Genomic DNA, 25,638 nt, shown 5'->3' on the forward strand with positions numbered 1-25,638 from the left:
CGGCGCCCAATCGGATCAGTCCCCGCCGAGGAGATGTTCGTTGTCCACCGATGACCCGCGCCCCGACGAGGTGCGCACCGACGTGACTCTCCATGCGCCGGCGGCGGAAGCGATCCTGCGCGCCGCGAGCGAGGTGGCGGGCGTCGAACTCTCCAACCCCGCCGACCTGGGCGGCAGCCTGCGCAGCACCGTCCTGCGCTGCCGGACCGCCGAGTCGGTGCACCGGCGCGCCAACCTCGCGCGGTTGTGGGCCGGCTACGGCAGGGGCACGCCGTCCTGGGAGGAGGATCCGTGGCTCGCACGGACCACCGCCGGCCTGCTCACCCTACTCCCCGAAGCCGGAATCGCGGCGCCACCGGAACTGGCCGGGGAGCTGGCACGGATCGAGGCGGTGAGTGAGGACGATTATCCGGCCTTCACCCCGGGCGACACCTGCCCCGACAACAACCTGCTCACCCCGGACGGCCTGCGGCTGCTCGACTTCGAGTCCGCGTGCTTCCAGTCGGTCTTCCTGACGGCCGCGTACTGCCGGATGCCCTTCTCCACCTGCTGGTGCGTCTACAACCTGCCGTCGGAGCCGGCGGAGGAGATCGAGCAGGCCTACCGCGAGGAGGTCGTCGTGGCGTATCCGGCGCTGGCCGACGACACGGTGTGGCGAGCCGGGATTCGCCAGGCGATCGCCGCCTGGACGGTGAGCACGACGGTGTGGGTGCTACCTCGCGTGGCGGAGGAGGACAGGCCCATTCACCGGACGCGGCGACCGGTGCCGACGATGCGCCAGGTGCTCCGGCACCGCTGGGAGATGGCGAGCACGCTGGAGGAGTTCCCGGCGTTCGCGGAGACCATGCGACTGATGCTGAGCAAGGTGGCCGGAGCATGGGACGTGCCCCCCTTGCCGGGGTATCCCGCCTTCGGCGGCTGAAGGGCCGGATGACCTGGTCGCTGGTCGGCGGAATCCGCGGCCTGGTTCGAGCAACACCCGGTTCGCCTGGCCAACGTCCTCACATACCGGTGAGAGAGCGTCCCTCCGACCGCCTCGGCCGAGCCTGACAGGATCCGAACTCACCGGCGGTGGCCGGCCGACCCGTCCGTCCTGTGCCGCGCTGGTTCCTCGATCGGAAACAGGATCGTGCCGAGCAGATGAGCGGTGCGGTCCGGGGTGGCTTCGTTGCCCATCCTGGACAGGATGGCGCCGCTTATCTCGCTGATCAGTCCGGCGAGTTCGTCCTGGTTGAGCCAGAGCGGGAACTGCCGGTAGGACACCGAGTCGGCGGTCGGGTCGGCGTGCTCCCGGTCGAGGTAGGCGTTGAACTCGGCGAGCAGGGCGGCCATGGCCGCGGCGAACCCATGACGGTGGTCGTTCAGGGACATCGACGCGGCCGCGTCGGCGTCGATTTTCGCCTGCTCCCGGCGTAGCCGGTAGTGGCGTTCGACGGCGCCGTGCACGCGCTGTTCGTCGACGACCTCCAGCACTCCCGCCTCGGCCAGCAGGCCGACATGCCGATACACGGTGGTCTTGGGGACATCGGGCAGGCCGGCGCACAGGTCGGACGTGGTGCGTGTGCGCTCGCCGGACATGGCGTGCACGATGCGCAGCCGGACGGGGTGCAGGAGCAGATCAAGGGTGTCCATCCATCTACGATCCCATATCTGGTACCGTTCCTAAAATTGGGAAAACACACGCCTGGCGGCGTGTTGACAAGTGGCGGCCCGAACGGGGGCGCGCTCGTCTACGTCAAGCCGGCGCCGACAGTGAGGGAGTCAGCGATGCAGCGCCAACCGCCCGGGGTCCGGCCCACGACGCCGACCGAGAGCGCGCCGCCGCTGGGGCGGTACTACGACGTGGGGGGCCGGCGGTTGCTGCTGCACCGATCGGGCAGCGGGAGCCCGGCGGTGGTGTTCCTGGCCGGGGGTGGCACCATCGGCCTGGACTACCTGAACGTCCAGGAGCGAGCCGCCGAGTTCACCACGAGCGTGCTCTACGACCGGGCCGGAACGGGATGGAGCGACCGGGCCGGGCTGCCGCGCAGCTCCGCAGAGGTGACCGACGAACTGCGAGAGCTGTTGCGCACCGCCGGTGTGCCCGCCCCCTACCTGCTGGTTGGTCATTCTCTCGGCGGCTTCTACGCACGCCACTACGCGCGGCGTTTCCCCGACGAGGTGGCGGGCCTGCTCCTGCTGGACCCCGCGCACGAGGACTACAACGCCTATATGCCCCAGCAACTGGTCGAGATCTGGAACGCGTGGGACCCCGACCAGACGCTCCCCGACGAGTTGCCCGACGAACTCATCCAGTTCTACCGCGGCCTGTTCGCGCAGGAGATGACGGACTGGCCGGAGGAGATCCGCGAGCCGCTCATCGAATACCACGTCAGCCTTGAAGGGCTGAAGATCGGCTCCCAAGAGGCGAGCAACCTCGGTCAGCTCAACGACGAGCTCCGCCAGGCGGGAATGCCCGACGTGCCGCTGATCGTCCTCACCGCCACGGGGATCGACTCGTTCAAGAGGGCGGTGTCCCAGGGCACGCCCGAGTCACTGCTACACGAGGAGATCGAAGGCAAGCGGCGGCTCTATACGGCGCTGGCCGAATCGGTTTCGCGCGGCGAGAACCGTCTTGTCGACGACGCCGGACACGTCACCATCACCTTCCGCCGTCCCGACGCCGTACTCCAGGCGATCCGCGACCTCCTCGGCAGGTGATCACGGAAGGAGGGGTCCCGGTAGTTTCGGCGAAATTTCCAACGGATACGCAGGTCAGGAGCCCTTCCAAGGTTGGCCCTGGAAGACCGTCCGCCGAGGCTCTGACCAGCATTTCCGTTGCTTTTGCGGCGATTACTACCGGGACCCCCTGCTCGTCGAGCTGCCGGCACAGGCCACTGGGGTCGGGAGCGTGAAGCGTCCGAGAGCAGGTGCAGCCTGGTTCCAGGCACGAGCCGGTGGCGTACCAGATGCCGTGGGCCCACCAGATCGTCCACGCCGGGAACGCGCGGCCGACATAGGCCACGAGCTCCCCATTGGGCGGCGGGTCCGGCCGTGGGCGACGGGGACAGGCACCGCCCGCGCGTGACGCCCCGGCCGGAGCGGGGAAACGGCGGGCGGGCGGACCCTCAGCGGACGCACCGGCACCGCCGCAGGCATCGGCCCGCACAGCCCGAGCCGCCGCCGGGCGGCCATCCGGGCGCAGACCTGCCTGGGCGTGGGCTGCTCCCACAGGTGATCACGGCGGTGCGGAAGGCTGTGCGCCTCATGGGCGTAGGAAGATCCCCCTCAGATCGCGGAGGTGCGCTCGTGACGGCCGACGACCTACCTGGTTGGGCCCTACGGCTACGCGCCGAACGGCACGATCGGCTGTGGAGTCAACGGGAGATGGCCCGCGCGCTCGCCTGGTACGACCGCTCCCACCGCTGGGCCGTGGAGGCCGGAAACGCCGCCCTGGCCGCCACGACGCTGAACATGCGGGCACATCTGGCATGGAGCGTCGGGGACCCGCAGCGCTGTGTACGGCTGGCCGAGGCGTCTCGCTGGCACGACGGAACCGCAGCGGCCTGCCGACTGCGAAAAGTCGTGCGCAGCGATGCTCCGCCGATCCTGACCGGCAGAGCGGTTACCTTCACCGCTTGGGATCAAGCTCTGCACTGGCGAAGCGACGTAACAACTGGCTTCTGGTTTCGGGGTGCGGAAAACGACAGATGCACAGCCGAGCCGGCTTCCCGCTGTTTCGTCGGCGCATCCTGTACTTTCGGTCCTTCGCGTCAACTCGCCGGTCGGCGCGGCGCGGTAGTAGGTGAGATACGGCGGGCGCAGCCGGGAGCCGAAGAACAGCAGCTCGCCGGTCCCAGGGCAGATCTTGGGATGGGCGGTCATGGGAGTGTGCAGCGCGCCGTCGAAGGCCAGGGCGAAGCGCGACTCGCCCGGGTGCTCGTACAGCGGGGTCCGCACGTACCGGTTGCGATACCAGCGGGCCCGGCCGCCATCCAGGGCCACCGCGTGGACCATGCCGTCGCCCGCGAAGTAGTGCGGCGACCAGCCGGTCCGCGGGTTGGGACCGTTGCGGAGGTACACGCCGTTCAGCTCCTCGGGAACGGCGCCGATCACCTCGGCCGGTTCCAGCGTCATCTCCTCGGTGACCGGTGCATTGTTCCCCGCCAGGTGGAGGAGGGGCATATCGGCGTTCTGCGCGGTCGTCATCTGCTGGGTTCTCCCGTCGTTCGATCCGGCCGCGCCAGGATGTCGGGAAGATTCTTGGAGAAACAGTCTTGTTCTTGCCGAGGCCGTCAGCCGCTCGGAGAACGTGCAGCGTACGGCGGTGCGAAGAAGTCCGGCAGCGCCGGACGGTCGGCCTCCTTCTCCCGGAGGAATACCAAAGCCTCCCGGAGGAATACCACAGCCCGTTCCTGTCCGATCGGTCAGAACTGTCCGATCGGTCAGTTATTGTGAGGGTATGGCCCGTCCTGCTTCCGCTTTGCGCGGTCACATCCTGGAATCGGCGTTGGATCTGTTCGCCACGCGTGGCTACAAGGGCACCTCGCTGCACGACATCGCTCAAGTCGTGGGCTGTTCGAAGGCGTCCCTGCTCTACCACTTCGTCAGCAAAGACGCGATCCTCACCGAGCTGCTGACCCCTGCCGGCGAAGGACTGGCCGCGCTGGACGCCCAGCTCTCCAATCCGGAAGGGGAACAGGGCGTGGAAGCGGCCGTGACCGGTTTTGTCGATCTGGCCATGCGGTTCCGGCGCGAGGTCAAGGTCCTGTTCCAGGACATTCCCGAGCTCACCGGCCACCCGGCTCTGGGTGCTGTGCCCGCTGTCATAGCGCGGCTGATGGCTGCGATGGTGGACGGCTCAACCGAGTCCAGAGGCCTGGTCACTGCCTACATGGTCATCGGCGCGGTCTCCATCACGTGCGCCAGCGACGTGCCGGTGCCGGACGAGGACATGCGTGCCGAGCTGATCAGTGGCGCTTTGCGCACGCTCGGCCGCGAACCCCGCTGAACTTCGAGAAAGACATCCACTTTCATGGCTTCTGTGCTGTACCGGCTCGGCCGGTTCTCCTTCCGCCGTCGGGGACGTGTGCTCGCCGTCTGGCTGCTTATGCTCCTCCTGCTTGCTGGGGCGGCCGCCGTCTTCAGGGGACCCACCAGCGACAACTTTTCGATGCCCGGCACGGAGTCTCAGCGGGCACTCGACTCCCTGCGCGAACAGTTCCCTCAGGCCAGTGGAGCGACCGGCACCATCGTCCTTGCCGCGCCTGAAGGGCGGGAGCTGAACAAGGCCGCGGTCGCGGCCATCGTGCGGGAGGCCGAGCGGGTTCCCGGGGCGATCGCCGCCATCGATCCCTTCAAGGCCGGTTCGATCACCCCCGATGGCCGCTACGCGCTGGTGCAGATCCAGTTCGACACCGTCGCCGACGAGATCACCGCTGCCCAGCGCGCGGCCTACGAGCAGGTGGGCGCCTCCGCGCAGGGGCTTCGGGTGGAGCACGGCGGTGAGGTCATGAAGGCCGGAGTGGAGATCGGCTCCACTGAGGCGCTCGGTGTCCTGGTCGCCGCCGTGGTCCTCCTCATCACCTTCGGCTCTCTGGTCGCCGCCGGTATGACGTTGCTGAATGCGCTGATCGGCGTTGCCGCCGGGATGGCCGGGCTGTTCGCCCTCAGCGGTGTGCTGGAGTTGACCAGCACCGCGCCGATCCTGGCGTTGATGCTGGGGCTGGCCGTGGGGATCGACTACTCGCTGTTCATCACCTTCCGCTACCGGCAGTACCTCACCGAAGGCGTGGCGGCAGAGGAGGCCGCCGGGCGTGCGATCGGGACCGCGGGTTCGGCCGTGGTCTTCGCCGGTGCCACCGTCGTGATCGCCCTGGCCGGCCTTTCCGTGGTCGGCATTCCCTTCCTGAGCGTCATGGGCCTGGCCGCGGCCGGCACCATCACCCTGGCAGTGTTGGTCGCCCTCACCCTGCTCCCGGCCATGCTCGGCTTCGCCGGCTCCCGCGTCCTGCCTCGCAGGCAGCGCGACGGGCGGGCATCCAGCCCCGGGCGCGAGGGTTTCGGGTACGGCTGGGGCCGGATCGTCACCCGGCTGCGCGTCCCGATTCTGCTGGTTGGCGTTGTGGGGCTGGGCGCGCTGGCCCTGCCCGTCCAGGACATGCGCCTGGCACTGCCCGACGCCGGCACCGCCGCCTCCGGATCGGCGGCCCGCGAGGCCTACGACCTGATCGGCGAGGGATTCGGGCCAGGCTTCAACGGCCGGCTGATCGCCGTCGTCTCCGGGGACGACGCCCAGGCCACCGGCATGGCCGCCAAGCAGGCCGCGCAGCTGATCGACAGCACCGAAGGCGTGCTCGACGTCTCCCCGCCGCAGCCCAATCAGCAGGGCACCACCGCATTGATGACCATCGTTCCCAAGACCGGTCCCACCGACGCGGCCACCGAGCAGACCGTGCACTCCATACGGGAGCGCCTGGCCGGTATCGACGGTGCCACCGTCGCCCTGACCGGCGCCACCGCCATCGGCATCGACGTGTCAGCCAAACTCGCCGAGGCGATGCCCGTCTACCTGCTGCTCGTTGTCGGACTGTCGATCCTGCTGCTGATGCTGGTCTTCCGCTCCCTGCTGGTGCCGCTCAAGGCGGCGCTGGGCTTCCTGCTCACCGTCGGCGCCACGTTCGGCATCACCGTGGCCATCTTCCAGCAGGGACACCTGGCCGACCTGCTCGGCATCGATGTTCCGGGACCGCTGGTGAGCTTCCTGCCCATCCTGCTCATTGGAATCTTGTTCGGGCTGGCCATGGACTACGAGGTCTTCCTCGTCTCCCGGATGCGCGAGGACTTCGTGCACGGCGACAGCCCGCAACAGGCCACCGTCAACGGCCTGGGCCACAACGCCCGCGTCGTCACCGCAGCCGCGCTGATCATGGCGGCCGTGTTCGGCGGATTCGTGTTCATGCACGATCCGATCATCAAGTCCATCGGCTTCGCGCTGGCTGTCGGCGTGCTCGTCGACGCCTTCATCGTCCGCCTGACCTTGGTGCCTGCCACGATGTTCCTGCTCGGCCGCGCGGCCTGGTGGCTGCCCCGCCCCGTCGACCGGCTCCTGCCGAACCTCGACATCGAAGGCGAGAACCTGCACACGAACCTGGCCGCCGAGCAGCGCGACGACGCCAGAGAGGCGATCAAGGTCTGACATCCGATCGAGTGGGCGAAGCGCACGGCGGCTCCGGCGGTCTCGGCACTGCTCTCGGGATCGGTCCCCTACGGGCTCACGCTCTCGGTGGTGCTCTCGACGGTCCCGCCTGCGGCCTCGCGCGGGTAGAGCAGCACGGTCAGCAGCAGGGCCACGGCGCCCGCCGTCCAGGCGACGGCCGTACCGGCCAGCATGCCGACGCAGAGCGAGACCGAGCCGGCCGCCCCGCCCCTGGAGAGGCCGGGCTTGAGATCGGCGTCCGGCCCCTCCAGCGCGTGCAGCGCGTCCACGTGCCAGGCCTGGGCGGGACCGCTGGACAGCGCCCGCGCCGTGCCGTACAGCACCATGACGGCGACGAACTGCCAGGTCTCCCGGGCGAAGGCGAACCAGGTCAGCGCGGCCGCGCTGAAGGCCGCCGCCGCAGCCAGCACCGCCCCCTGGAGATTCTGCGTGGACAACGTCTCACTCAAGGGCGGCGCCGAGCCCGACGTCTACAAGCCCGACACCGGCCCGCGCGTCCGGGTGAACATGTCCGGCTACCTGCCCAAGGGCCCGAAGAACGCCACCCTCGTCACCGACGAGACCGAGGCCGTGGGCTGGAAGCTCAGGAAGGGCGCGGAGGTCGTCGCGACCGGGACCAGCATCCCCCGGGGCGTGGACGGCGGCTCCGGCCAGAACGTGCACGTCATCGACTTCGGCTCGTTCACCACCCCCGGCACCGGCTACACGCTGGAGGCCGACGGCGAGACCAGCCGCCCCTTCGACCTCGACGGCGGCTTCTACGAGCGGCTCCGGACCGACGCGCTGAACGGAGCCGTCTGCCGGTAGCCCCGAACGGACGGCCGCCCCGATCGCGGCCGTCCCCGATCGCGGCCGTCCCCGGTCGAGGGCGTCCCCGGTCGCGGGCGTCCCCGGTCGCGGGCCGGACCACCCTGCCGTGGGAGGATCTCAAGGGTGCGGTGACCCCACGACCGGAGGACGGGCGCTCATGCGCGACGAGAAGATCAGTGACTTCCTGGCCCGGCTCGCCGACCGTGTGCCGGCCCCCGGCGGCGGCGCGTCGGCGGCCCTGCACGCCGCGCAGGCCGCGGCGCTGCTGGGGATGGTCGCCCGCTACAGCACCGGCGAGAAGTATTCCGAGCACGGGCCGGCCATCGAGCGGATCATCGCCCAGACCGACGAACTGCGCGTCCTGGCGCTGCGGCTGGCCGAGGACGACGCGACGGCGTTCACCGCCGTCACCGACGCCTACAAGCTTCCCAAGGACACCGACGCGGCCAAGGCCGCCCGGTCGGCCGCCATCGCCGCGGCTCTGATCGGCGCGGGCAGGCCCCCCGCCGAGGTCATCGCGGTCGCCCGGGCGGCCGTCGAACTGGCCGAGGAGCTCCTGCCGATCGGCAACCGCAACGTCGTCACCGACATCGCCGCGGCCACCGAGGCCGCCCGCGCGGCGGCGACCACCGCCCGGGTGAACGTCGAGATCAACCTCGGCGGCATCAAGGACGACCGGGCCCGCGCCGAGCTGGCCGCCGAGGCCGCCAAGGTCGACGAGATCGCCGCCCGTGCCGAGCAGGTCACCGCGGCCGTCCGCAAGGAGATCGGCGCGTGAGCGTCACAGGCCCGCGGCGAGGAGACCGGCGCATGAGCATGGCGAACCCGCATGACAAGGAGATCGGCACGTGAGCGCCACGGTCCTGTCCGGCAAGGAGCCGGCCGCCGCCATCCGCGCCGAGACCGCCGCCAGGGCCGCCGAGCTCGCCGCGTCCGGGACGCACCCCAGGCTCGCGGTCGTCGTCGCGACGGCGGACGAGTCCAGCGCCTGGTACGTCCGCTCGATCGCCAGGGCCGCGGAGAAGGCCGGCATCGCCTGCGACATCGTCGACCTCGGCTCCGACGCCTCCGCGCGTGATATTCGTCACAGATTGGCCGTGCTGTCGGCCGACGAGAGCGTGCACGGCGTCATCCTGCAGACGCCTCTGCCGGAGGGGGCCAAGCTGGAGGACCTGGCTTCGGCCATCGCGCCCGGCAAGGACGTCGACGGCGCCAACCCGCTCTCCCTCGGGCGGCTGGCCGCGGGGCTCCCGGCGTTCGCCCCGGCGACCGCCGAGGCCGTGGTGACGGTCCTGGACTATCACGGGGTCGAGCTGACCGGGCTCCACGTGGCGGTGATCGGCCGGTCCACCGTGGTCGGCAAGCCCGCCGCCCACCTGCTGCTGGACAGGAACGCCACCGTCACCGTCTGCCATTCGCGCACCAGGGACCTGGCCGCCGTCACCTCCGCCGCCGACGTGGTGGTGGCCGCGGTCGGCCGGGCCGGGCTGATCACCGCCGAGCACGTGCGGGCCGGCGCCGTGGTGGTCGACGTGGGCACCAATCCGACCGACGACGGCGGCCTGGTCGGCGACGTGGACGCCGCCTCCGTCGCGGAGAAGGCCGGGGCGCTGACCCCCGTGCCCGGTGGTGTCGGCCCGGTGACCACCGCGCTGCTGCTGCGGCACACCGTGCAGGCCGCCGCCCGCTGACCGCGCCCCGCGGCGGTCCCCCAGCTCTTGGGCGGGAGGCGTGCACCCGGCCTAAACTGAGGCGTGTGATTGACGACATCTGGGTGGACCCCGCCGTCAGCGCGCTCAGGCCCGACTTCGCGGTCCTGGTCATGGGCGTGTACGGCATGCGCAACGGACCGACGGACGACAGGTCCCGGGCCTGGCTGGCCGAGGCGGCCGACGCCGCGGTGAGTGCCGAGGACCCGAAGGTCGAGGCGTGGCGGGAGGCCTACCGGGCGTTCGGGGCGAAGCCGCAGCGGACCAGGCCGTCGGTGGACGCGCTGGTCCGGCGGATGCCGCCGCCGGAGATCAACCTGGTCGTCGACGCCTACAACGCGATCAGTGTCAGGCACGGGCTGCCGATCGGCGGGGAGGACCTGGCCCACTACGAGGGCACGGCACGGCTGGTCCGCGCCGCCGGGGACGAGCCGTTCGAGGTCACCGAGAAGGGCGAGCCCGCCGTCGACCATCCCGAGATCGGCGAGGTGGTCTGGCGGGACGACAGGGGCGTCACCTGCCGGCGCTGGAACTGGCGGCAGTGCGTGCGCACCCGGATCACCGAGGAGACCGCGGACGCGCTGTTCCTGCTGGAGCGGCTCGCGCCCATGTCGCTCGCGGAGCTGGAGGCGGCGGGGACCGAACTGGCCGAGCTGCTCAGGGCGATCACCCCCGGCGTACGGATCGAGTCCCGGCTCGTGAACCATGGGTGAGCGGGTTCACACTCTCCGGATAGGCACCCCGGGGGTGACCGTTCCGGGCTCTCCTGGGAGGATCGAGCCGCGGGCCGCGGTGAGACTGGCGCAGGTCCGGGTCCAGGCGAGTAGCCTTGGACAGGTTCTCTATCATCAACGCCGATCTGCGGAAGAGGGCGATTTCCGCCGTGTCGTCTGAGTCGTCGCGGACAAACCCGCTGGCAGCCTTTGGACAGAACGAATGGCTTGTCGACGAGCTGTACCAGAAATACCTCCAGGATCCCGAGTCTGTGGACCGCGCCTGGTGGAATTTCTTCGCTGATTACACCTCTGATTCCGGGTCCGGCCGAGCCGCACCCCCGGGGGCGGCGACCGTCGCACCCGCCACCTCACCCCCCGCTGCGGCACCGGTGACCCCGGCCGCCGCACCGGTAACCCCCGCGCCGAAGGCAGCGGCCACCACGGCCGCCCCGGCGGACAAGCCCAAGCAGGAGACGCAGTTGCCCGCCGGTGCCGAGGAAGTCCGACTCCGTGGCGCGGCCGCCAGGACGGCGGCCAACATGGAGGCCAGTCTCGACGTTCCGACGGCGACCAGTGTCCGCGCGGTCCCGGCGAAGCTGCTCATCGACAACCGCATTGTGATCAACAACCATCTGTCGCGCGGGCGCGGCGGCAAGGTGTCGTTCACGCACCTGATCGGTTACGCGGTCATCAAGGCGCTCAAGGCCCTGCCGGAGATGAACCACTCCTACGCCGAGGTCGACGGCAAGCCGGTGCTGGTCAAGCCCGAGCACGTCAACCTCGGCCTGGCCATCGACGTCGCGAAGAGCGACGGCACCCGGCAGCTCCTGGTGCCGTCGATCAAGGCGACCGAGGACATGGACTTCCGCCAGTTCTGGGTGGCGTACGAAGAGGTCGTGCGCAAGGCCAGGTCGGGCAAGCTCGGCGTCGACGACTTCTCCGGCACCACGATCTCGCTCACCAACCCCGGCACGATCGGCACCGTCCACTCGGTGCCGCGCCTGATGCCGGGACAGGGCACGATCATCGGTGTCGGCGCGATGGAATACCCCGCCGAATACCAGGGCGCCTCTCCCGACACGCTCTCCCGCCTCGCGGTGAGCAAGGTCATGACGCTCACCAGCACCTACGACCACCGGATCATCCAGGGCGCCCAGTCGGGTGACTTCCTGCGCCAGGTCCACCGGCTGCTCCTGGGAGAGGACGGCTTCTACGACGAGATCTTCGAGGCCCTCCGGATCCCCTACGAGCCGGTCCGCTGGGTCCAGGACATCTCGACCACGCACGACGACGACGTGGCCAAGTCGGCCAGGGTCATCGAGCTGATCCACGCCTTCCGGGTCCGCGGCCACCTGATGGCCGACACCGACCCGCTGGAGTACAAGCAGCGCAAGCACCCCGACCTCGACATCAAGTCGCACGGGCTGACCCTGTGGGACCTGGAGCGCGAGTTCGCCACCGGCGGCTTCGGCGGCCGTCCCCTGATGAGGCTGCGCGAGATCCTCGGCGTGCTGCGTGACTCCTACTGCCGCACCATCGGCGTGGAGTACATGCACATGCAGAACCCCGAGGAGCGGGCCTGGATCCAGGCGCGGGTGGAGCGCCCGCACGCCAAGCCCGACCGCGAGGAGCAGCTGCGCGTCCTGGAGCGGCTCAACACCGCCGAGGCGTTCGAGACGTTCCTGCAGACGAAGTTCGTCGGCCAGAAGCGCTTCTCGCTGGAGGGCGGCGAGTCCCTGATCCCGCTGCTCGACTCGGTGCTCTCCGCCGCCGCGGAGGAGGACCTCGACGAGGCCGTCATCGGCATGGCCCACCGCGGCCGCCTGAATGTGCTGGCCAACATCGTGGGCAAGTCCTACGGCCAGATCTTCGGCGAGTTCGAGGGCAACATCGACCCGCGTAGCGCCCACGGCTCCGGCGACGTCAAATACCACCTGGGCGCCAGCGGTGACTTCGTGTCGCCCGACGGCAGCAAGCTCAAGGCCTCGGTCGTGGCCAACCCCTCCCACCTGGAGACGGTCGACCCGGTCCTGGAGGGCGTGGTCCGCGCCAAGCAGGACCTGCTGGAGCGCGGCGAGGAGGGCTTCAGCGTCCTGCCCGTGCTCGTCCACGGCGACGCGGCCTTCGCCGGCCAGGGCGTGGTGGCCGAGACGCTGAACCTGTCGCAGCTGCGGGGCTACCGCACCGGCGGCAGCGTGCACATCGTGGTCAACAACCAGGTCGGCTTCACCACCTCGCCGGCCTCTTCACGCTCCAGCGTGTACGCCACCGACGTGGCCCGGATGATCCAGGCTCCGATCTTCCACGTCAACGGGGACGACCCCGAGGCCGTGGTCCGGGTCGGCAAGCTGGCGTTCGAGTACCGCCAGGAGTTCCTCAAGGACGTCGTGATCGACCTGATCTGCTACCGGCGCCGCGGCCACAACGAGGCCGACAACCCGAGCTTCACCCAGCCGCTGATGTACGACCTGATCGACGCCAAGCGCTCCACCCGCAAGCTCTACACCGAGGCGCTGATCGGCCGGGGCGACATCACGGTGGAGGAGGCCGAGAGCGCGCTCCGCGACTACCAGGCCAAGCTGGAGAACGCCTTCGCCGCGACCCGCGAGGTGTCCAAGGAGACGACCGGCGAGTTCGCCCGCCCGATCGACGTGGACAGCGTGCCCTGGTCGCACGAGGACACCCCGACGGGGATCTCCGAGGAGACCGTCAAGCAGATCGTGGAGACGCAGCTCAACCTGCCGGAGGGCTTCACCGTCCACCCGCGCCTGCTGCCGGTCATCCAGCGCCGCGGCCAGATGGTCGCCGAGGACCGCGTCGACTGGGGCATGGGTGAGACCCTCGCCTTCGGGTCGCTGCTGATCGACGGCCACCCGGTCCGGCTGGTCGGCCAGGACTCCCGGCGCGGCACCTTCGTCCAGCGGCACGCGGTGCTGGTGGACCGGATCACCGGTGAGGAGCACACCCCGCTCAAGGCGTTCAACGAGGGCACCACGAAGTTCTACGTCTACGACTCGCTGCTCAGCGAGTACGCCGCACTCGGCTTCGAGTACGGCTACAGCGTGGAGCGTCCCGACGCCCTGGTCGCCTGGGAGGCCCAGTTCGGTGACTTCGTCAACGGCGCCCAGTCCGTGATCGACGAATACATCACCGCGGGCGAGCAGAAGTGGGGGCAACGCTCCGGCGTCACCCTGCTGCTGCCGCACGGCTACGAGGGTCAGGGCCCCGACCACTCGTCGGCCCGCATCGAGCGCTTCCTGCAGATGTGCGCCTACGACAACATGACCGTGGCCCAGCCGACCCTGCCGGCCAACTACTTCCATCTGCTGCGCTGGCAGACGAAGTCGAACCGGCACCGTCCGCTGGTGGTGTTCACGCCCAAGTCGCTGCTCCGGCACAAGGCGGCGGTCTCGGCGGTCTCGGAGTTCACCTCCGGCTCGTTCCGGCCGATCCTCGGCGACACCACGGTGAACCCGGCCGAGGTCCGCAAGATCGTGCTCTGCTCCGGCAAGATCTACTACGACCTGGCAGCGGCCCGCGACAAGCAGGGCCGCACGGATGTGGCGATCGTCCGCATGGAGCGTCTCTACCCGTTCCCGGGGGACCAGCTCTCCACCGAGCTGGGACGCTACGCCGCCGGCGCCGAGCTGGTGTGGGCGCAGGACGAGCCGCTCAACATGGGCCCGTGGCCGTTCCTGGCGCTGAAGCAGGTGGAGAACCCGGACGCGTTCGGCGGACGCTCGATCAAGCGGGTCTCCCGTAAGGCCAACTCCTCCCCCGCGACGGGTTCACACTCGGCTCACGAGGCGGAGCTGCAGCAGATGCTGGGAGAGATCTTCAACTAGGCACCACCTTCGGAAGTCCCCCACAGGAACCTCTGTGGGGGACTTCCCCGTTACTACGAGGAGAACGATGTACTTCACCGATCGGGGCATCGAGGAGCTGGTCGAGCGGCGCGGCGAGGAGGAGGTCGGCATCGCCTGGCTGGCCGAGCGACTCCGCGAGTTCGTCGATCTGAACCCCGACTTCGAGATCCCGGTGGAACGGCTGGCCACCTGGCTCGCCCGGCTGGACGACGAAGACGACTGACACGGGCGACCGGACCAGACGCGATATATCTTGACCTTTCCGCACAACGCGACATATCGTGTGTGGAGAAGGAGGTCACGAACATGCGGCAGTGGACCATCGAGACACCCGAGCAGCTCACCTTCGAGACCGTGAGCAAGCTCAACGTCCGGATCGTGGCGGGGAAACTGGCGGTGCTGGCCAGCGACGCCCCGCCCACCCTTGAGGTCACCGACATCGGCACCCCGCCGCTGATCGTCACCCACGAGGACGACGGCACGCTCACCGTCACCTACAAGGACCTGACCTGGGATGGCCTGCTCGGCTGGCTCCGCCCGGGCCACCGGAAGGCGACGCTGACGCTGACCGTGCCGAAGGAGTGCCCGGTCAACGTGGGGGTGGTCAGCGCCTCGGCCGTCGTCGCCGGACTCGAGGGCCGCACCTCGGTCAAGAGCGTCTCCGGTGAGATCGTGCTCGACGGGGTGAGCGGCGAGGTCCACGCCGACACCGTCTCCGGTGACGTCGAGAGCCGCGGACTGGTCGGCGACCTGTCCTTCAAGAGCGTCTCGGGCGAGCTGACCGTGGCCCAGGGCACGCCGCGCCGGCTACGGGCCACCACGGTCTCCGGCCGGATCACCGCTGATCTGGAGCTCCCGCCTACCGGCCACGTGACGCTGAACAGCGTCTCCGGCGACATCATGCTCCGGCTGCCGCACCGGGTCGAGACCGATGTCACGATCCGCTCCACCTCCGGCAGGCTCGACACCGCCTTCACCGAGCTCAACCGCACCGGCCAGGCCGGGGCGAAGTCGCTCACCGGCAGGATCGGCGGCGGCATGGCCTCCCTGTCGGCGATCACCGTCTCGGCGGACGTCACGCTACTGAAGGGAGAGCAGTCATGAGCCCGGTCTTCGGCCATGGGCGGCTCCGGCTCTATCTCCTCAAGCTGCTCGAAGAGAGCCCGCGCCACGGCTACGAGGTGATCCGGCTCCTCCAGGACAGATTCCTGGGCGTCTACTCGCCCTCGCCCGGCACCATCTACCCGCGCCTCGCCCGCCTGGAGGAGGAGGGCCTGGTCACCCACGAGGTCGTGGAGGGCAAGAAGGTCTTCACCATCACCGACCGGGGCCGCGACGAGCTGAACGCCCGGCTCGACGAGCTCGCCGACCTGGAGCAGGAGATCTCCGACTCCGTCCGCGACATCGCCCGCGAGGTCAAGGAGGACGTGCGCGACACGGTCAAGTCGCTGCGCGAGGAGCTCACCCAGATGGCGCGCGACGTGCGCCAGGGCACCAGGCAGGAGCGGAGACAGGCCAGGGAGGACCACCGCGAGACCTGGCGGGAGCAGAAGGCCGAGTGGCAGCGCCAGACCCACGAGTGGAAGCACGAGTGGAAGCGCATCTGGGCGGACGGCTTCACCGGACACGGGTCACCCGACCGCGACGCCCAGCTCGGGCAGATGCTGGCCGAGTTCGTTGAGGAGGTCCGCCGGGACGCGCGCGGGGCACAGGTGACCGAGGAGACCCTGGCCACCGCACAGGACGCGCTCTACGACGCCGCCCGCCGCATCCGGGAAGCGCTCCGGTGATCCTGCTGTACGGCCCGCGCCCGCCCCTTCTGCTGTCGGGATGCCCGGCCCGGCGGGTGCCCGGCTCAGCCGGTGAAGACGATCTTCCCGAAGACGTCACCCTCGTGCAGGGCGGCGAACCCCTCACGGGCCTCGGTCAGCGGGAGCGTCCGGTCGATCACCGGGCGGACGCCGGTCTGCTCCATGAACCGGACCAGTCTGGCCAGTTGGTCGCGGGTGCCCATGGTTGAGCCGACCACGGAGAGCTGGAGGAAGAAGACCCGGTTCAGGTCGGCGGACGGCACGGCGCCGCTCGTCGCACCCGAGACCACGATCCGGCCCCCGGGGCGCAGCGCCTTCAGCGAGTGGTCCCAGGTGGCCTGGCCGACGGTCTCCATCACCGCGTCGACCCGCTCGGGCAGCCGGACGCCGCTCTCGAAGACCTGGTCGGCGCCGAGGTCGAGCGCCCGCGCCCGCTTCTTCTCCGACCGGCTGGTGGCCCAGACCCGGTAGCCGCCCGCCCGTCCCAGGGCGATCAGCGCGGTGGCCACGCCGCCCCCGGCGCCCTGGACCAGCACGGTCGAGCCCGGCTCCAGCTCCGCCTTGTCGAACAGCATCCGGTAGGCGGTCAGCCACGCGGTGGGCAGGCAGGCCGCCTCCTCGAAACTCAGCGCGGCGGGCTTGGGCACCAGGTTGCGCCGGGGCACGGCCACCCGCTCGGCGAAGGTGCCGTCGTAGGTCTCCGACAGCAGGGACCGCCTGGGGTCGAGCGTCTCGTCGGCGCCGCTGCCGATCACCGAGTGCACGATGACCTCGTTGCCGTCCTGGTCGACTCCGGCGGCGTCACAGCCGAGCACGATCGGCAGCCGGTCCTGGCGGATGCCCACGCCCTTGAGCGTCCACAGGTCGTGGTGGTTGAGCCCGGCGGCCCGCACCGTGACGGTGGTCCAGCCGTCGGGAACCTCGGGTTCGGGGCGCTCACCGAGCGTGAGCCCGGCGAGTGGGTTGTCGGGATCGGTCTGGGTGACGGTTACGGCGAACATGGCCGCACCCTACGCCTCCCCCGCCTGATATCGCAGCACGGTTCGTCACCCCTCAGCGGCCCGGAGTTGTCGCAGTTACTCGAGAAACCGGCGGTAAGCGCTGTTACCACTGTTGTCCGCGGTGCCGGAAGAACGACATCACAGCACGTCCCACCTGCGAAAATGCTTAATTGTTAAATCATAACCAATGGCTATTCAAATAACGAGGCGGCATCGGAGGGAACCATTCCCGGCCTTTTCTCGTCAATTCATCTCCAACCCTTGATCCATTCAGTAACGTTCCGATCGTTTTCCCGGCAAGGGATGTCCCGTCCCCGCCGAGAACGAAAGGAGCTCCATTGAATTCCCGAGCACGGCGCCTCACGATCCCCCTCACCGGCCTTCTCATGATCGCCGGAGTGATCGGCGCCACCACCGGAGCCGACGCCACCACGGCCCCCGCCGACGTGGTCAGTTCGGCCGCCTCGGAGACCCCCACCGAGGCCACCTCCTTCTGGTCACCCGAGCGGATGCGCAAGGCCACCGACGCGACCGGTGACCTCGACCTCAGCGTCAAGGGCGGCACGGCCTCCAGCGCGGCCGGCCCCGACGGCAAGGCCGGGTCGGTCGCGCCGATCGGAGCCGAGGGCGCCAAGTCGATCAAGAGCAAGCAGGTCAACCTGCCCAACACCGTCGGCCGGATCTTCTTCACCCTGCCCGGCGCCAACCCGCTGGACCCGGCGAGCTGGAAGTACTGCTCCGGCAGCTCCATCCAGGGCAAGTACCGCAACCTGGTCGCCACCACGGCGCACTGCGTCTACGACGTGAAGACCAACCAGTTCTACGACAACTGGATCTTCATCCCGTCCTACTGGGACGGCGACCAGGCGTGGAACGGCAAGAACCCCTACGGCATCTACGCCGCCAAGTGGTTCAACGCGCACGACGACTTCGTGGTGAAGGAGGACTACGACTTCGACTACGCCTTCGTCAACGTCAGCTCCGGCTACAAGGTGAACTGGGAGAAGGACGCCGCGGGCAAGTGGAAGCCGGTCATCAAGGACGTCGGCCGGCTCGGCGACAACGTCGGCGGCCAGGGCTTCGCCTGGAACCAGAAGGTCAAGAGCGCGGTCTTCTCCTTCGGCTACCCGGCCGGCCTGCACCCCGACGGGGACAAGCCCTTCACCGGCCGGACCATGAAGTGGTGCTACGGCACGACCGGCGCCATGCCGGCCGCCCCGAAGTACAACCTCCAGGAGCACGTCGGCTTCAAGTGCGCCTTCACCGCGGGCGCGAGCGGCGGCCCCTGGCTGCTGAAGTACAAGAACTCCAGCAGGACCGGCTACCTCAACGGCGTCAACAGCGTCTCGTGGGACACCGACAAGAACGACCGCTACGACAAGGTCTCCTCGCCCTACTTCAACGGCGACACCTACCAGGTCTACCGGGTCGCGGCCAACCGCTGGACCAAGTGACCGCACCCCACCGGCCGACCGCCGGGCCACTCGGCCGGCCGGCGTGACGAGGGGCCCGGTCCTCGCGACCGGGCCCCTCCGTTTCCGCAGCTCATGGCTTTGTACGGCAGGCACCAGGCGCCCCGGTCGAGCACGGGAAGATCAGACGCGGATCTTGAAAGTTTGGTTCCATGATTTTGGTAACGAACTCATATCGGTCAAGCGGTCTGCCCGATTTATAGCTTTTTAACCGTTCTTTGCCTAGTACGGTCTCCTCTTGTCTCTTTACGTATGCGTGGGCCGTCCCGAGCGGCCCGCGGCAAAGAAGGAGCTAGATTGAACTCCCGAGCCAAGCGTCTGGTCCTCCCCCTCGGTGGAGCCCTCGTGGCGACCACCATGATCGGCGCCCCCCTCGCCGGCGTGGCTCAGGCCGCGCCCGCGCCCGACGTCAAGTCGTCGGCGCTCACCACCTCCGGTAACGCGAAGGCCATCGCGGGCTACTGGAACTCCTCCAGGCTCAAGTCGGCGAAGAGCTACGTCACCGACTCCACCGTCTCCGCCAAGCTGTCGAAGACCGGCGCCGCCAGGGCCGCCGCCGACGGCAAGCCGGGTGTCGTCGCCCCGACCGGCGAGGGTGGCAAGTCCGCGGGCCGATCCAAGAACCTGAACCTGCCGATCACCACGGGCAAGGTCTTCTTCGTCGACGGCAAGGGCCAGGAGCGCTGGTGCTCCGGCACCTCGGTGCAGTCGAAGTACCGCAACCTGGTCGCCACGGCGGGCCACTGCGTCTACGACACCGACACGAACAAGCCGTTCAGCAACTTCGTGTTCATCCCCGGCTATTACCAGGGCAAGGCTCCCTGGGGCATCTACGTCGGCGCCAAGGTCAACACCCACGACGACTTCACCGTCTACGAGGACTACGACTACGACTACGCCTTCGTCAACGTCTACAACGGCTTCAAGCAGACGGGTGTCAAGGAGACCAGCAAGTCGGAGTACACGGCCGCCAAGGGCTTCAAGTACACCGAGGACAAGGCGATCACCCAGTCCGAGTTCGAGGCGGGCTACGAGAAGTACGGCGAGCTCGGCCCCTACTGGAAGAAGGCGGCCGACCCGACCGTCGAGACCGTCGCCAAGCCCAGCGACGTCACTTCCAAGAACGTCGACGAGTACATCGCCACCGGCAAGGACGGCGTCAAGCTGACCGCCGCCGAGGTCGTGGAGAGCGTCTACACCAAGGCGCCCAAGGGCTTCGAGAACGGCAACCAGTTCGAGCGGAAGACCGTCAAGACCCCGATCAGCCAGGAGGAGTACGCCAGGCTCCTCAAGGAGAAGGGCGACGGCAAGTTCCTCGGCAAGCTCGAGGCCACCAAGGACGCCAACGGCACCGAGATCGCCTGGTTCAAAACTCAGTACTTCGTCAAGAAGTGGGTCAAGACCACCGTCAAGGAGCTGTACTTCCACACCCGGTACTTCGTGGTCCTCACCTCCGACGCCGGCCGCCTCGGCGACAACGTCGGCGGCCAGGGCTTCACCTGGAACCAGAAGCTCGGCAAGAAGGTCTTCGTCTTCGGCTACCCGACCGGGGCCCACCCCGACGGCAACCGGCCCTACTCCGGCCAGACCATGAAGTGGTGCTACGGCACGACCGGTGCCGCTCCCGTCGTCTCGGCGTTCAAGGCCGAGGAGCAGCAGGCGATCAAGTGCGCCTTCACCCCCGGTGCCAGCGGCGGCCCCTTCCTGCTGCAGTACAAGAGCAGCAAGCGGACCGGCTACCTCAACGGCGTCGTGAGCCTGACGGTCGACAGCGACAAGAACAACCGCTACGACCGGGTCACCACCCCGTACTTCAACGGTGAGACCTACGGCATCTACAAGCACGCCGCCAACCTCTGGACCGGGAAGCTTCCCTCCTAAGGCACGGACGTCGTGAGTGTGGAGGGGCCCTCGCCATGGGGGTCCCTCCACGCTTTGACGGGGTACTTATGCCTTGTAGGACAGGCTTCATCGGATAACGGTGTAGAGCACACCGAACAACTGAGCTGCCCAAATCTCAGTTGATCTGGAAAAATAGTCCCCCTCACCCCCTGTTCCCCTCCCGATCCCCCGAAGGAAACGGCCCTCATGTCCCCCCGCGTACGGCGGTTCGCGACCACCCTCGGCGCCCTCGTCGCCAGTGGTGTGTTCGCGCTGTCCACGTTCGCCGGGGGTGCACACGCCGACACCGCTTACTTCTCCGCGGTGCCCGGCAGCATCAGCTCCTTCGAGCTCACCAAGACGAGCACGGACATGAAGCGGATCGCGGAATACTGGAGCCCGAGCAGGATCAAAGAGGCGCAGAACAACACGCCGGCCACGCCCGAGGCCAAGCCCAGCAACGGCGGCACCACCTCGGCACCCGCCTCCCCCACCCCCACCGGCACGACCGCCGGCGCCACGGCCGCGGCCGCGGGCGGCGAGAGCACGACCGCCGCTGTCACGACCGCCCTGACCTACAGCAGCGCCGCCTCGACCTCGCCGACCGTCCAGCCCACCCTCCCCAGGAGGGTCCCCCCGGTCGCCGGCACCTCCCCGATGACCGTCGGCAAGGTGTTCTTCCGGATCGGCGACAAGGACTACTGGTGCTCCGCCTCGTCGGTGGCGTCGAAGAGCCGGAGCCTGGTCGCCACGGCCGGCCACTGCGCCTACGACGCCAAGCAGGGCAGGCACGCCGAATACTGGATCTTCATCCCGGGCTACGACAGGGGCGACACCCCGTACGGGATCTACGTCGGCCACTCCCTCAACCTGCACGAGAGCTTCGTCGGCCGCGGCGACTACGACTACGACTACGCCTTCGTCAACGTGCACGACGGGTTCAAGTGGAAGCCGGGCAAGACCGTCGGCACCTACGAGATGGAGCCCGTGGGCAAGCTGGAGGACAACGTCGGCGGGCAGGGCCTGGCGGTCAACCGCGGCACCGACCAGTCCACCCTCGCCTTCGGCTACCCCGCCGCCCCCCAGATCGACGGCAGCAGGCCGTACGACGGCCAGAAGCTGAGGTCCTGCGTCGGACGCACCAAGAAGAGGACCGCCCCCACCTACCTGGTGGAGAAGGGCATCGCGCTCAGCTGCCAGTTCACCGGCGGGGCGAGCGGCGGCCCCTGGCTGGTCAACTACGACCCCGCCATCGGCCTGGGCTACCTCAACGGCGTCAACAGCTTCGCCTGGGACACCGACGTCGACCGGAAGTACGACCTGATCTCCTCGCCGTACTTCACCGCGTCCACCTACAACGTCTACAGGTGGGCGGACAGCCAGCACGCGCAATGACCTCGCGGAGACCACCCGGCCCCGGGACGAGGGGCCGTTCTTCCTTCTCTCACCCGTGGGACCCGGCAGCCGCCGGGTCCCACGCCTGTTTCCGGAGCCGTGACGGCGTGACAGCCCCTCTTGGGGACGTCGACCTCGTCCCGGAGCGCCCTGTGGGCTCCTGCCGTCCTCGGGTCCGAGGCCTTCACCCGGCCGTGCGGACCCGAATCTGGGTCCTTCCGGAGGCGCTCAGCCCCTGATTTCACGGCTTTCCTGGACTCCCGGCGCTCCGGCTCGGTCGCGTTAGACGTGACTTCGGCCGGATCGGTGCCATTGATCGCATGTGATCTGCGTCACATCGATGTCGTGACTGAACGTACCGGGGCACTCACGCCACATCGGTCACATTTACAACAGCCTTACGCCTATCTGCGGAAACACAGTGCTCCCCCCTCAACCACACCAAGGGTTCCGGCGCCACTTAAACATCACAGAACGATCACGGCCGGACGCATGGGGTCCTAATCCGCCAAAGCGGCTTCCGGTTCTCAAGATCCGCACTGTATGTTCTGGCTATCCCTTTACTGACGCATGGGACGCAAGAAGCGTTCCACATCAGACCAAGGAGTTACCTTGAAGCGCATCCTCCTCCCCGCCGGTGGTGCTGTCCTCGCCACCGGTCTGCTGGCCGCCGGTCTGGCCGGTACCGCTAGCGCCGCTCCCGACTGGGCGTCCGACACGATGGCCAAGGACGCTCCGTCCGCGGTCGAGGTCGCGAAGTTCTGGTTCGAGAACAACGGCAAGACCAACAACCTGGCCGCTGCCACGGCTTACAACATCGAGACCTCGGCTTCTTCCGGGCTGAAGGCTTCCGGCGGGTACACCCCCGACGGCAAGCCCGGCGTCGTCGCCCCCATCGGCGAGGAGAAGAAGACCACCTCCACGGTGAAGAACATCAACCTGCCGCGCACCATCGGCAAGGTGTTCTTCGAGGCTCCCGATGGCAGCCTGAAGTGGTGCTCCGCCACCTCGATCCAGTCGAAGTACCGCAACCTGGTCGCCACGGCCGGTCACTGCGTCTACGACGACAAGAAGAACGCCAGCGTCATGAACAAGTGGGTCTTCGTGCCCGCTTACTACCAGGCCAAGACGCCTTACGGCATCTACGTCGGCAAGACGGCCTACACCCACTATGACTACAGCGTCTTCAACGACCGCGACCGCGACTACGCGTTCGTGACCGTGTACAACGGCATCCAGCTTGGTGGCGGCAGCTCCAAGGAAGTCTCGAAGGCTGACTGGGACAAGTTCAGTGGCAAGAAGGGCCACAAGGACGTCGAGATCACCTTCGACGAGTACAAGAAGGGTCTGACCAACGACCCGACGGGTGCTTACTGGGCCGACGAGGCGACCGCGGACTCCGACCCCGCCCCGACCGGACCGGACTACCCCGGCGCCGTGATGGGCCGCAAGGAAGTCAGCCTGACCGACTACACCGCTGCGGGTATCGGCAAGGGCAACGGCAAGCGGCTGGGCGAGCCGGTCGTCACCCCGCTGACCAAGGCCGAGTATGACACGCTCAGCGCTGCCGAGGGTGACAAGAAGCCGAAGGGCACCCTGTCCAACACTGACGGCAACTACACCCTCACGCAGTACTACGTGCAGGAGTGGTACAAGCCGGGCACGAAGAAGAAGTACTACCACACCACGTACGTCGTCTTCGATGGCTTCATCAAGGACGTCGGCCGTCTCGGCGAGGCTGTCGGCGGCCAGGGCTTCACCTGGAACCAGAAGACCGGCCAGACCGTGTTCGTCTTCGGTTACCCGGCGGGCCCGCACCCCGACGGCAACAAGGCCTACACCGGCGTTACGCCGAAGTGGTGCTACGGCAAGACCTCCGGCAAGGTGTACGTCTCCGCGGCCGAGAAGGTCGAGGAGCACGTTGGCCTCAAGTGCTCGATGACCGAAGGCGCCGACGGCGCCCCGTGGCTCGTCAAGTACAACAACGGCAAGCGTCTCGGCTACGTCAACGGCGTCACCAGCCTGTTCGGCGACCAGGACAAGAACGGTCGCTACGACCTCAGCACCTCGGCCTACTTCGACGGCGAGACCGCTGCGGTTTACAACCAGGCTGCCGCTGTGTGGTCCGGCTCGATCGTCAAGTAGTCTTGATGATCAGCTGAGTCCGGGGGTCCAAACCTCGAACTCACCCTGCTTCACCCGAAGGGCCCGGCTCGCGCCGGGCCCTTCGGCCTTTGTCAGGGGCTTTCTCCCGTGTCTCCCGGAAGCGCCGGATCCCCCTGGGAAACGTCAGGCCCTCCCAGAGAACGCCAGGCCCTCCCGGAGCACCGGTCTTCCGCAGGAACCTCCCCCTGGAACGTCAGGCGATGCTGAGCTCCCGGCTCCGCGCCTTCAGCTCCACCACGGCCGGCTCACCCGCGAAGGGTTCCATCCGCCGCCGCAGGTCCGCCACGTACGACTGGGTGCGGACCGACTGCAGGCCCCCCGCCAGATCCAGCGCCTGGCCCGCCGCCACGCAGGCCCGCTCCAGCTCGCCGCATTCGAGCAGCCCCGCCGAGAGCAGCGACAGGTTGAACATCCGCCCCCGGACGTAGCGCCCGTCCATGTCCAGCGACCGCGTCGCATACCGTACGGTCCCCGGCCCGTCGCCCAGGTCGCGGAAGCAGTGCGCGAACTTGGCCGACAGGTAGGCCTCGTCGAAGTAGGCGATCCAGTCGGGCTCGTCACCGGTCCCGCGCCGGTCGAAGGCCAGCTCCGCCTCGTGCAGGGAGTCCGCGCAGGCGGCCCGGTCGTCCATCAGGGCGTGGGCGTGGGCTTCGAGCACGTGCGACTCGGACAACAGGGCGAAGACACCGGCCCGCCGGGCCGACAGCTGGGCGGCACGCGCCAGGTCGAGGGCGTGCGCGGGCTGCCCTATGTACAGGGCCTGGTGGCTCATCCCCGCGAGGATCTCCCCGCCGAACCCGTGGTCCCCCCCGCTCCTGGCCAGCCGGAGCGCCTGGATCAGGTAGCGCTGGGCCAGGCCGTGCTGCTCCAGGTCATAGGCCATCCAGCCGGCCAGCCGGGTCAGCTCGGCCGCGGCGGAGGCCAGCAGCCTGCCGGTGCTCCCGCTGTAGGAGCCGTCACTGAGCAGCGGCGCGACCGCCGAGTCCAGATATTTCACGACGGCCGAGCGGACCCTGCCGCCGCCGAACCGGTTGTCCAGCACGCCGAAGGACCGGGTCACCTCCCGAATGGCGGCGATGTCGGCCATGCCCACCCGACGGGACCCGCCCGCGACGGGACGCCCCTCCAGGGGAAGGGTCAGCCAGCGCAGGGCGCCGGTGGAACCCGCCCCGATCGCGAAGGTCGAGTCGATCAGGAACCTGCGCCTCTCAACGTCTCCCCGCCACAGTGCCGTCACGGTCGCGATCCCCTCCTGCCATGTGTGGGTGAACTCCTGTCCGAGGTCGAGAGATGTCGGGACGACCGGCAGGCCGAGGTCTTCCGAGCTGACCGGCCTGCCGAGCCGGAGTGCGAAAATCTCCGCGAGCAGCCCCGGGACCGGATCCCTCGGCCGTTGGCCGCCGATCCAGCGGAGAACGGAACTGTGGTCGTACTTCAGACCCGGGAGGCCCCGGGAGACACCGAGATCGTTGATCCTGCGGGACAGTCCCTTGTGGGTGAAACCCGCTTCGGCGATGAGTCGCTGAAGCAATCGGTTGGGCTCGCGTTTCATCGCTCTCCTCACCCGCTTTCGTCACGTGAGAACCGCCGGGGCTGCGGCAGTGAGCCGCGCC

The 25,638-nt window shown here is 68.6% G+C and carries 21 protein-coding genes; 16 read left to right on the forward strand and 5 right to left on the reverse strand.

What is annotated here, in order from left to right:
• Window positions 1-40: 40 nt before the first annotated feature.
• Window positions 41-922, forward strand: a complete 882-nt coding sequence (locus tag FHR32_RS07875; RefSeq protein WP_221465307.1) for a hypothetical protein — start codon at window positions 41-43, stop codon at window positions 920-922.
• A 140-nt stretch (window positions 923-1,062) separates the two neighbouring features.
• On the opposite strand, the gene FHR32_RS07880 is transcribed toward FHR32_RS07875, so the two are convergent.
• Window positions 1,063-1,632 (reverse strand): helix-turn-helix domain-containing protein, encoded by a 570-nt coding sequence (locus tag FHR32_RS07880; RefSeq protein ID WP_184753690.1) that lies wholly within the window; start codon window positions 1,630-1,632, stop codon window positions 1,063-1,065.
• Between the two features lie 135 nt (window positions 1,633-1,767).
• Here FHR32_RS07880 and FHR32_RS07885 point away from each other — a divergent pair, with 135 nt between their 5' ends.
• A complete protein-coding gene (locus FHR32_RS07885; RefSeq protein WP_184753691.1) occupies window positions 1,768-2,700 on the forward strand; it encodes an alpha/beta fold hydrolase in 933 nt (310 codons plus the stop codon).
• A 624-nt stretch (window positions 2,701-3,324) separates the two neighbouring features.
• Here FHR32_RS07885 and FHR32_RS42905 read toward each other — a convergent pair.
• Entirely contained in the window at window positions 3,325-4,188 is an 864-nt protein-coding gene (locus tag FHR32_RS42905) for a carotenoid oxygenase family protein (protein ID WP_221465308.1), read from the reverse strand.
• Window positions 4,189-4,441: 253 nt separating this feature from the next.
• Between FHR32_RS42905 and FHR32_RS07895 the strand changes: the two genes are divergently transcribed.
• Together FHR32_RS07895 and FHR32_RS07900 are read left to right on the forward strand one after the other, a co-directional pair.
• Complete coding sequence (locus FHR32_RS07895; protein WP_184753692.1) at window positions 4,442-4,990, forward strand: TetR/AcrR family transcriptional regulator; 549 nt, start codon at window positions 4,442-4,444, stop codon at window positions 4,988-4,990.
• Between the two features lie 24 nt (window positions 4,991-5,014).
• On the forward strand, window positions 5,015-7,177 hold the full coding sequence (locus tag FHR32_RS07900) for an MMPL family transporter (protein ID WP_184753693.1): 2,163 nt from the start codon (window positions 5,015-5,017) through the stop codon (window positions 7,175-7,177).
• Window positions 7,178-7,245: 68 nt separating this feature from the next.
• Here FHR32_RS07900 and FHR32_RS07905 read toward each other — a convergent pair whose 3' ends face one another.
• A complete protein-coding gene (locus tag FHR32_RS07905) occupies window positions 7,246-7,635 on the reverse strand; it encodes a hypothetical protein (protein WP_184756675.1) in 390 nt (129 codons plus the stop codon).
• Between FHR32_RS07905 and FHR32_RS07910 the strand changes: the two genes are divergently transcribed.
• The 8 genes from FHR32_RS07910 to FHR32_RS07945 all read left to right on the forward strand — a co-directional run bounded on the left by FHR32_RS07910 (window position 7,628) and on the right by FHR32_RS07945 (window position 16,089).
• Window positions 7,628-8,005 carry a cellulase N-terminal Ig-like domain-containing protein gene (locus FHR32_RS07910; protein ID WP_312882149.1) on the forward strand — a complete coding sequence of 126 codons (378 nt, stop codon included), beginning with the start codon at window positions 7,628-7,630 and terminating at the stop codon, window positions 8,003-8,005. The genes FHR32_RS07905 and FHR32_RS07910 overlap by 8 nt on opposite strands.
• A 160-nt stretch (window positions 8,006-8,165) precedes the next feature.
• A complete protein-coding gene (locus FHR32_RS07915) occupies window positions 8,166-8,786 on the forward strand; it encodes a cyclodeaminase/cyclohydrolase family protein (RefSeq protein WP_184753694.1) in 621 nt (206 codons plus the stop codon).
• A 70-nt stretch (window positions 8,787-8,856) separates the two neighbouring features.
• On the forward strand, window positions 8,857-9,699 hold the full coding sequence (locus FHR32_RS07920; RefSeq protein WP_184753695.1) for a bifunctional 5,10-methylenetetrahydrofolate dehydrogenase/5,10-methenyltetrahydrofolate cyclohydrolase: 843 nt from the start codon (window positions 8,857-8,859) through the stop codon (window positions 9,697-9,699).
• 65 nt (window positions 9,700-9,764) lie between these two features.
• Complete coding sequence (locus FHR32_RS07925) at window positions 9,765-10,430, forward strand: B3/B4 domain-containing protein (RefSeq protein WP_184753696.1); 666 nt, start codon at window positions 9,765-9,767, stop codon at window positions 10,428-10,430.
• A gap of 170 nt (window positions 10,431-10,600) precedes the next feature.
• Window positions 10,601-14,278 carry a multifunctional oxoglutarate decarboxylase/oxoglutarate dehydrogenase thiamine pyrophosphate-binding subunit/dihydrolipoyllysine-residue succinyltransferase subunit gene (locus FHR32_RS07930; RefSeq protein WP_184753697.1) on the forward strand — a complete coding sequence of 1,226 codons (3,678 nt, stop codon included), beginning with the start codon at window positions 10,601-10,603 and terminating at the stop codon, window positions 14,276-14,278.
• A 67-nt stretch (window positions 14,279-14,345) separates the two neighbouring features.
• Window positions 14,346-14,522: a DUF6104 family protein gene (locus FHR32_RS07935; RefSeq protein ID WP_184753698.1), complete on the forward strand. Its 177-nt coding sequence runs from the start codon at window positions 14,346-14,348 to the stop codon at window positions 14,520-14,522.
• 83 nt (window positions 14,523-14,605) lie between these two features.
• Window positions 14,606-15,403, forward strand: coding sequence for a DUF4097 family beta strand repeat-containing protein (locus FHR32_RS07940; RefSeq protein WP_184753699.1), 798 nt, complete (start codon window positions 14,606-14,608; stop codon window positions 15,401-15,403).
• The gene (locus FHR32_RS07945; protein WP_184753700.1) at window positions 15,400-16,089 is read left to right on the forward strand and encodes a PadR family transcriptional regulator; all 690 of its coding nucleotides are present in this window, start codon (window positions 15,400-15,402) and stop codon (window positions 16,087-16,089) included. The genes FHR32_RS07940 and FHR32_RS07945 overlap by 4 nt, the downstream gene beginning before the upstream one ends.
• Before the next feature lie 65 nt (window positions 16,090-16,154).
• Here FHR32_RS07945 and FHR32_RS07950 read toward each other — a convergent pair whose 3' ends face one another.
• Window positions 16,155-17,111, reverse strand: a complete 957-nt coding sequence (locus FHR32_RS07950) for a zinc-binding dehydrogenase (RefSeq protein WP_184753701.1) — start codon at window positions 17,109-17,111, stop codon at window positions 16,155-16,157.
• 338 nt (window positions 17,112-17,449) lie between these two features.
• Between FHR32_RS07950 and FHR32_RS07955 the strand changes: the two genes are divergently transcribed.
• From FHR32_RS07955 to FHR32_RS07970, 4 genes are all read left to right on the forward strand, one after another.
• A complete protein-coding gene (locus FHR32_RS07955) occupies window positions 17,450-18,565 on the forward strand; it encodes a trypsin-like serine peptidase (protein ID WP_184753702.1) in 1,116 nt (371 codons plus the stop codon).
• A gap of 315 nt (window positions 18,566-18,880) precedes the next feature.
• Window positions 18,881-20,464 carry a trypsin-like serine peptidase gene (locus FHR32_RS07960; RefSeq protein WP_246466039.1) on the forward strand — a complete coding sequence of 528 codons (1,584 nt, stop codon included), beginning with the start codon at window positions 18,881-18,883 and terminating at the stop codon, window positions 20,462-20,464.
• A gap of 207 nt (window positions 20,465-20,671) precedes the next feature.
• Entirely contained in the window at window positions 20,672-21,859 is a 1,188-nt protein-coding gene (locus FHR32_RS07965) for a trypsin-like serine peptidase (protein ID WP_184753704.1), read from the forward strand.
• A gap of 612 nt (window positions 21,860-22,471) precedes the next feature.
• Complete coding sequence (locus FHR32_RS07970) at window positions 22,472-24,004, forward strand: trypsin-like serine peptidase (RefSeq protein ID WP_184753705.1); 1,533 nt, start codon at window positions 22,472-22,474, stop codon at window positions 24,002-24,004.
• A 214-nt stretch (window positions 24,005-24,218) separates the two neighbouring features.
• Here FHR32_RS07970 and FHR32_RS07975 read toward each other — a convergent pair whose 3' ends face one another.
• Entirely contained in the window at window positions 24,219-25,577 is a 1,359-nt protein-coding gene (locus FHR32_RS07975; protein ID WP_184753706.1) for an NsdA family TPR-like regulatory protein, read from the reverse strand.
• Between the last annotated feature and the right edge of the window lie 61 nt (window positions 25,578-25,638).

The organism is Streptosporangium album (assembly GCF_014203795.1).
Taxonomy (GTDB): Bacteria; Actinomycetota; Actinomycetes; order Streptosporangiales; family Streptosporangiaceae; genus Streptosporangium; species Streptosporangium album.

What these genes read in the sequence shown, in the direction of transcription:
- FHR32_RS07940 (WP_184753699.1), top strand. Translation starts at nt 14,606, where the DNA reads ATGCGGCAGTGGACCATCGAGACACCCGAGCAGCTCACCTTCGAGACC.
- FHR32_RS07965 (WP_184753704.1), top strand. Translation starts at nt 20,672, where the DNA reads ATGTCCCCCCGCGTACGGCGGTTCGCGACCACCCTCGGCGCCCTCGTC.
- FHR32_RS07880 (WP_184753690.1), bottom strand. Translation starts at nt 1,632, where the DNA reads ATGGACACCCTTGATCTGCTCCTGCACCCCGTCCGGCTGCGCATCGTG.
- FHR32_RS07935 (WP_184753698.1), top strand. Translation starts at nt 14,346, where the DNA reads ATGTACTTCACCGATCGGGGCATCGAGGAGCTGGTCGAGCGGCGCGGC.
- FHR32_RS07915 (WP_184753694.1), top strand. Translation starts at nt 8,166, where the DNA reads ATGCGCGACGAGAAGATCAGTGACTTCCTGGCCCGGCTCGCCGACCGT.
- FHR32_RS07885 (WP_184753691.1), top strand. Translation starts at nt 1,768, where the DNA reads ATGCAGCGCCAACCGCCCGGGGTCCGGCCCACGACGCCGACCGAGAGC.
- FHR32_RS07945 (WP_184753700.1), top strand. Translation starts at nt 15,400, where the DNA reads ATGAGCCCGGTCTTCGGCCATGGGCGGCTCCGGCTCTATCTCCTCAAG.
- FHR32_RS42905 (WP_221465308.1), bottom strand. Translation starts at nt 4,188, where the DNA reads ATGACGACCGCGCAGAACGCCGATATGCCCCTCCTCCACCTGGCGGGG.
- FHR32_RS07975 (WP_184753706.1), bottom strand. Translation starts at nt 25,577, where the DNA reads ATGAAACGCGAGCCCAACCGATTGCTTCAGCGACTCATCGCCGAAGCG.
- FHR32_RS07950 (WP_184753701.1), bottom strand. Translation starts at nt 17,111, where the DNA reads ATGTTCGCCGTAACCGTCACCCAGACCGATCCCGACAACCCACTCGCC.
- FHR32_RS07895 (WP_184753692.1), top strand. Translation starts at nt 4,442, where the DNA reads ATGGCCCGTCCTGCTTCCGCTTTGCGCGGTCACATCCTGGAATCGGCG.
- FHR32_RS07900 (WP_184753693.1), top strand. Translation starts at nt 5,015, where the DNA reads ATGGCTTCTGTGCTGTACCGGCTCGGCCGGTTCTCCTTCCGCCGTCGG.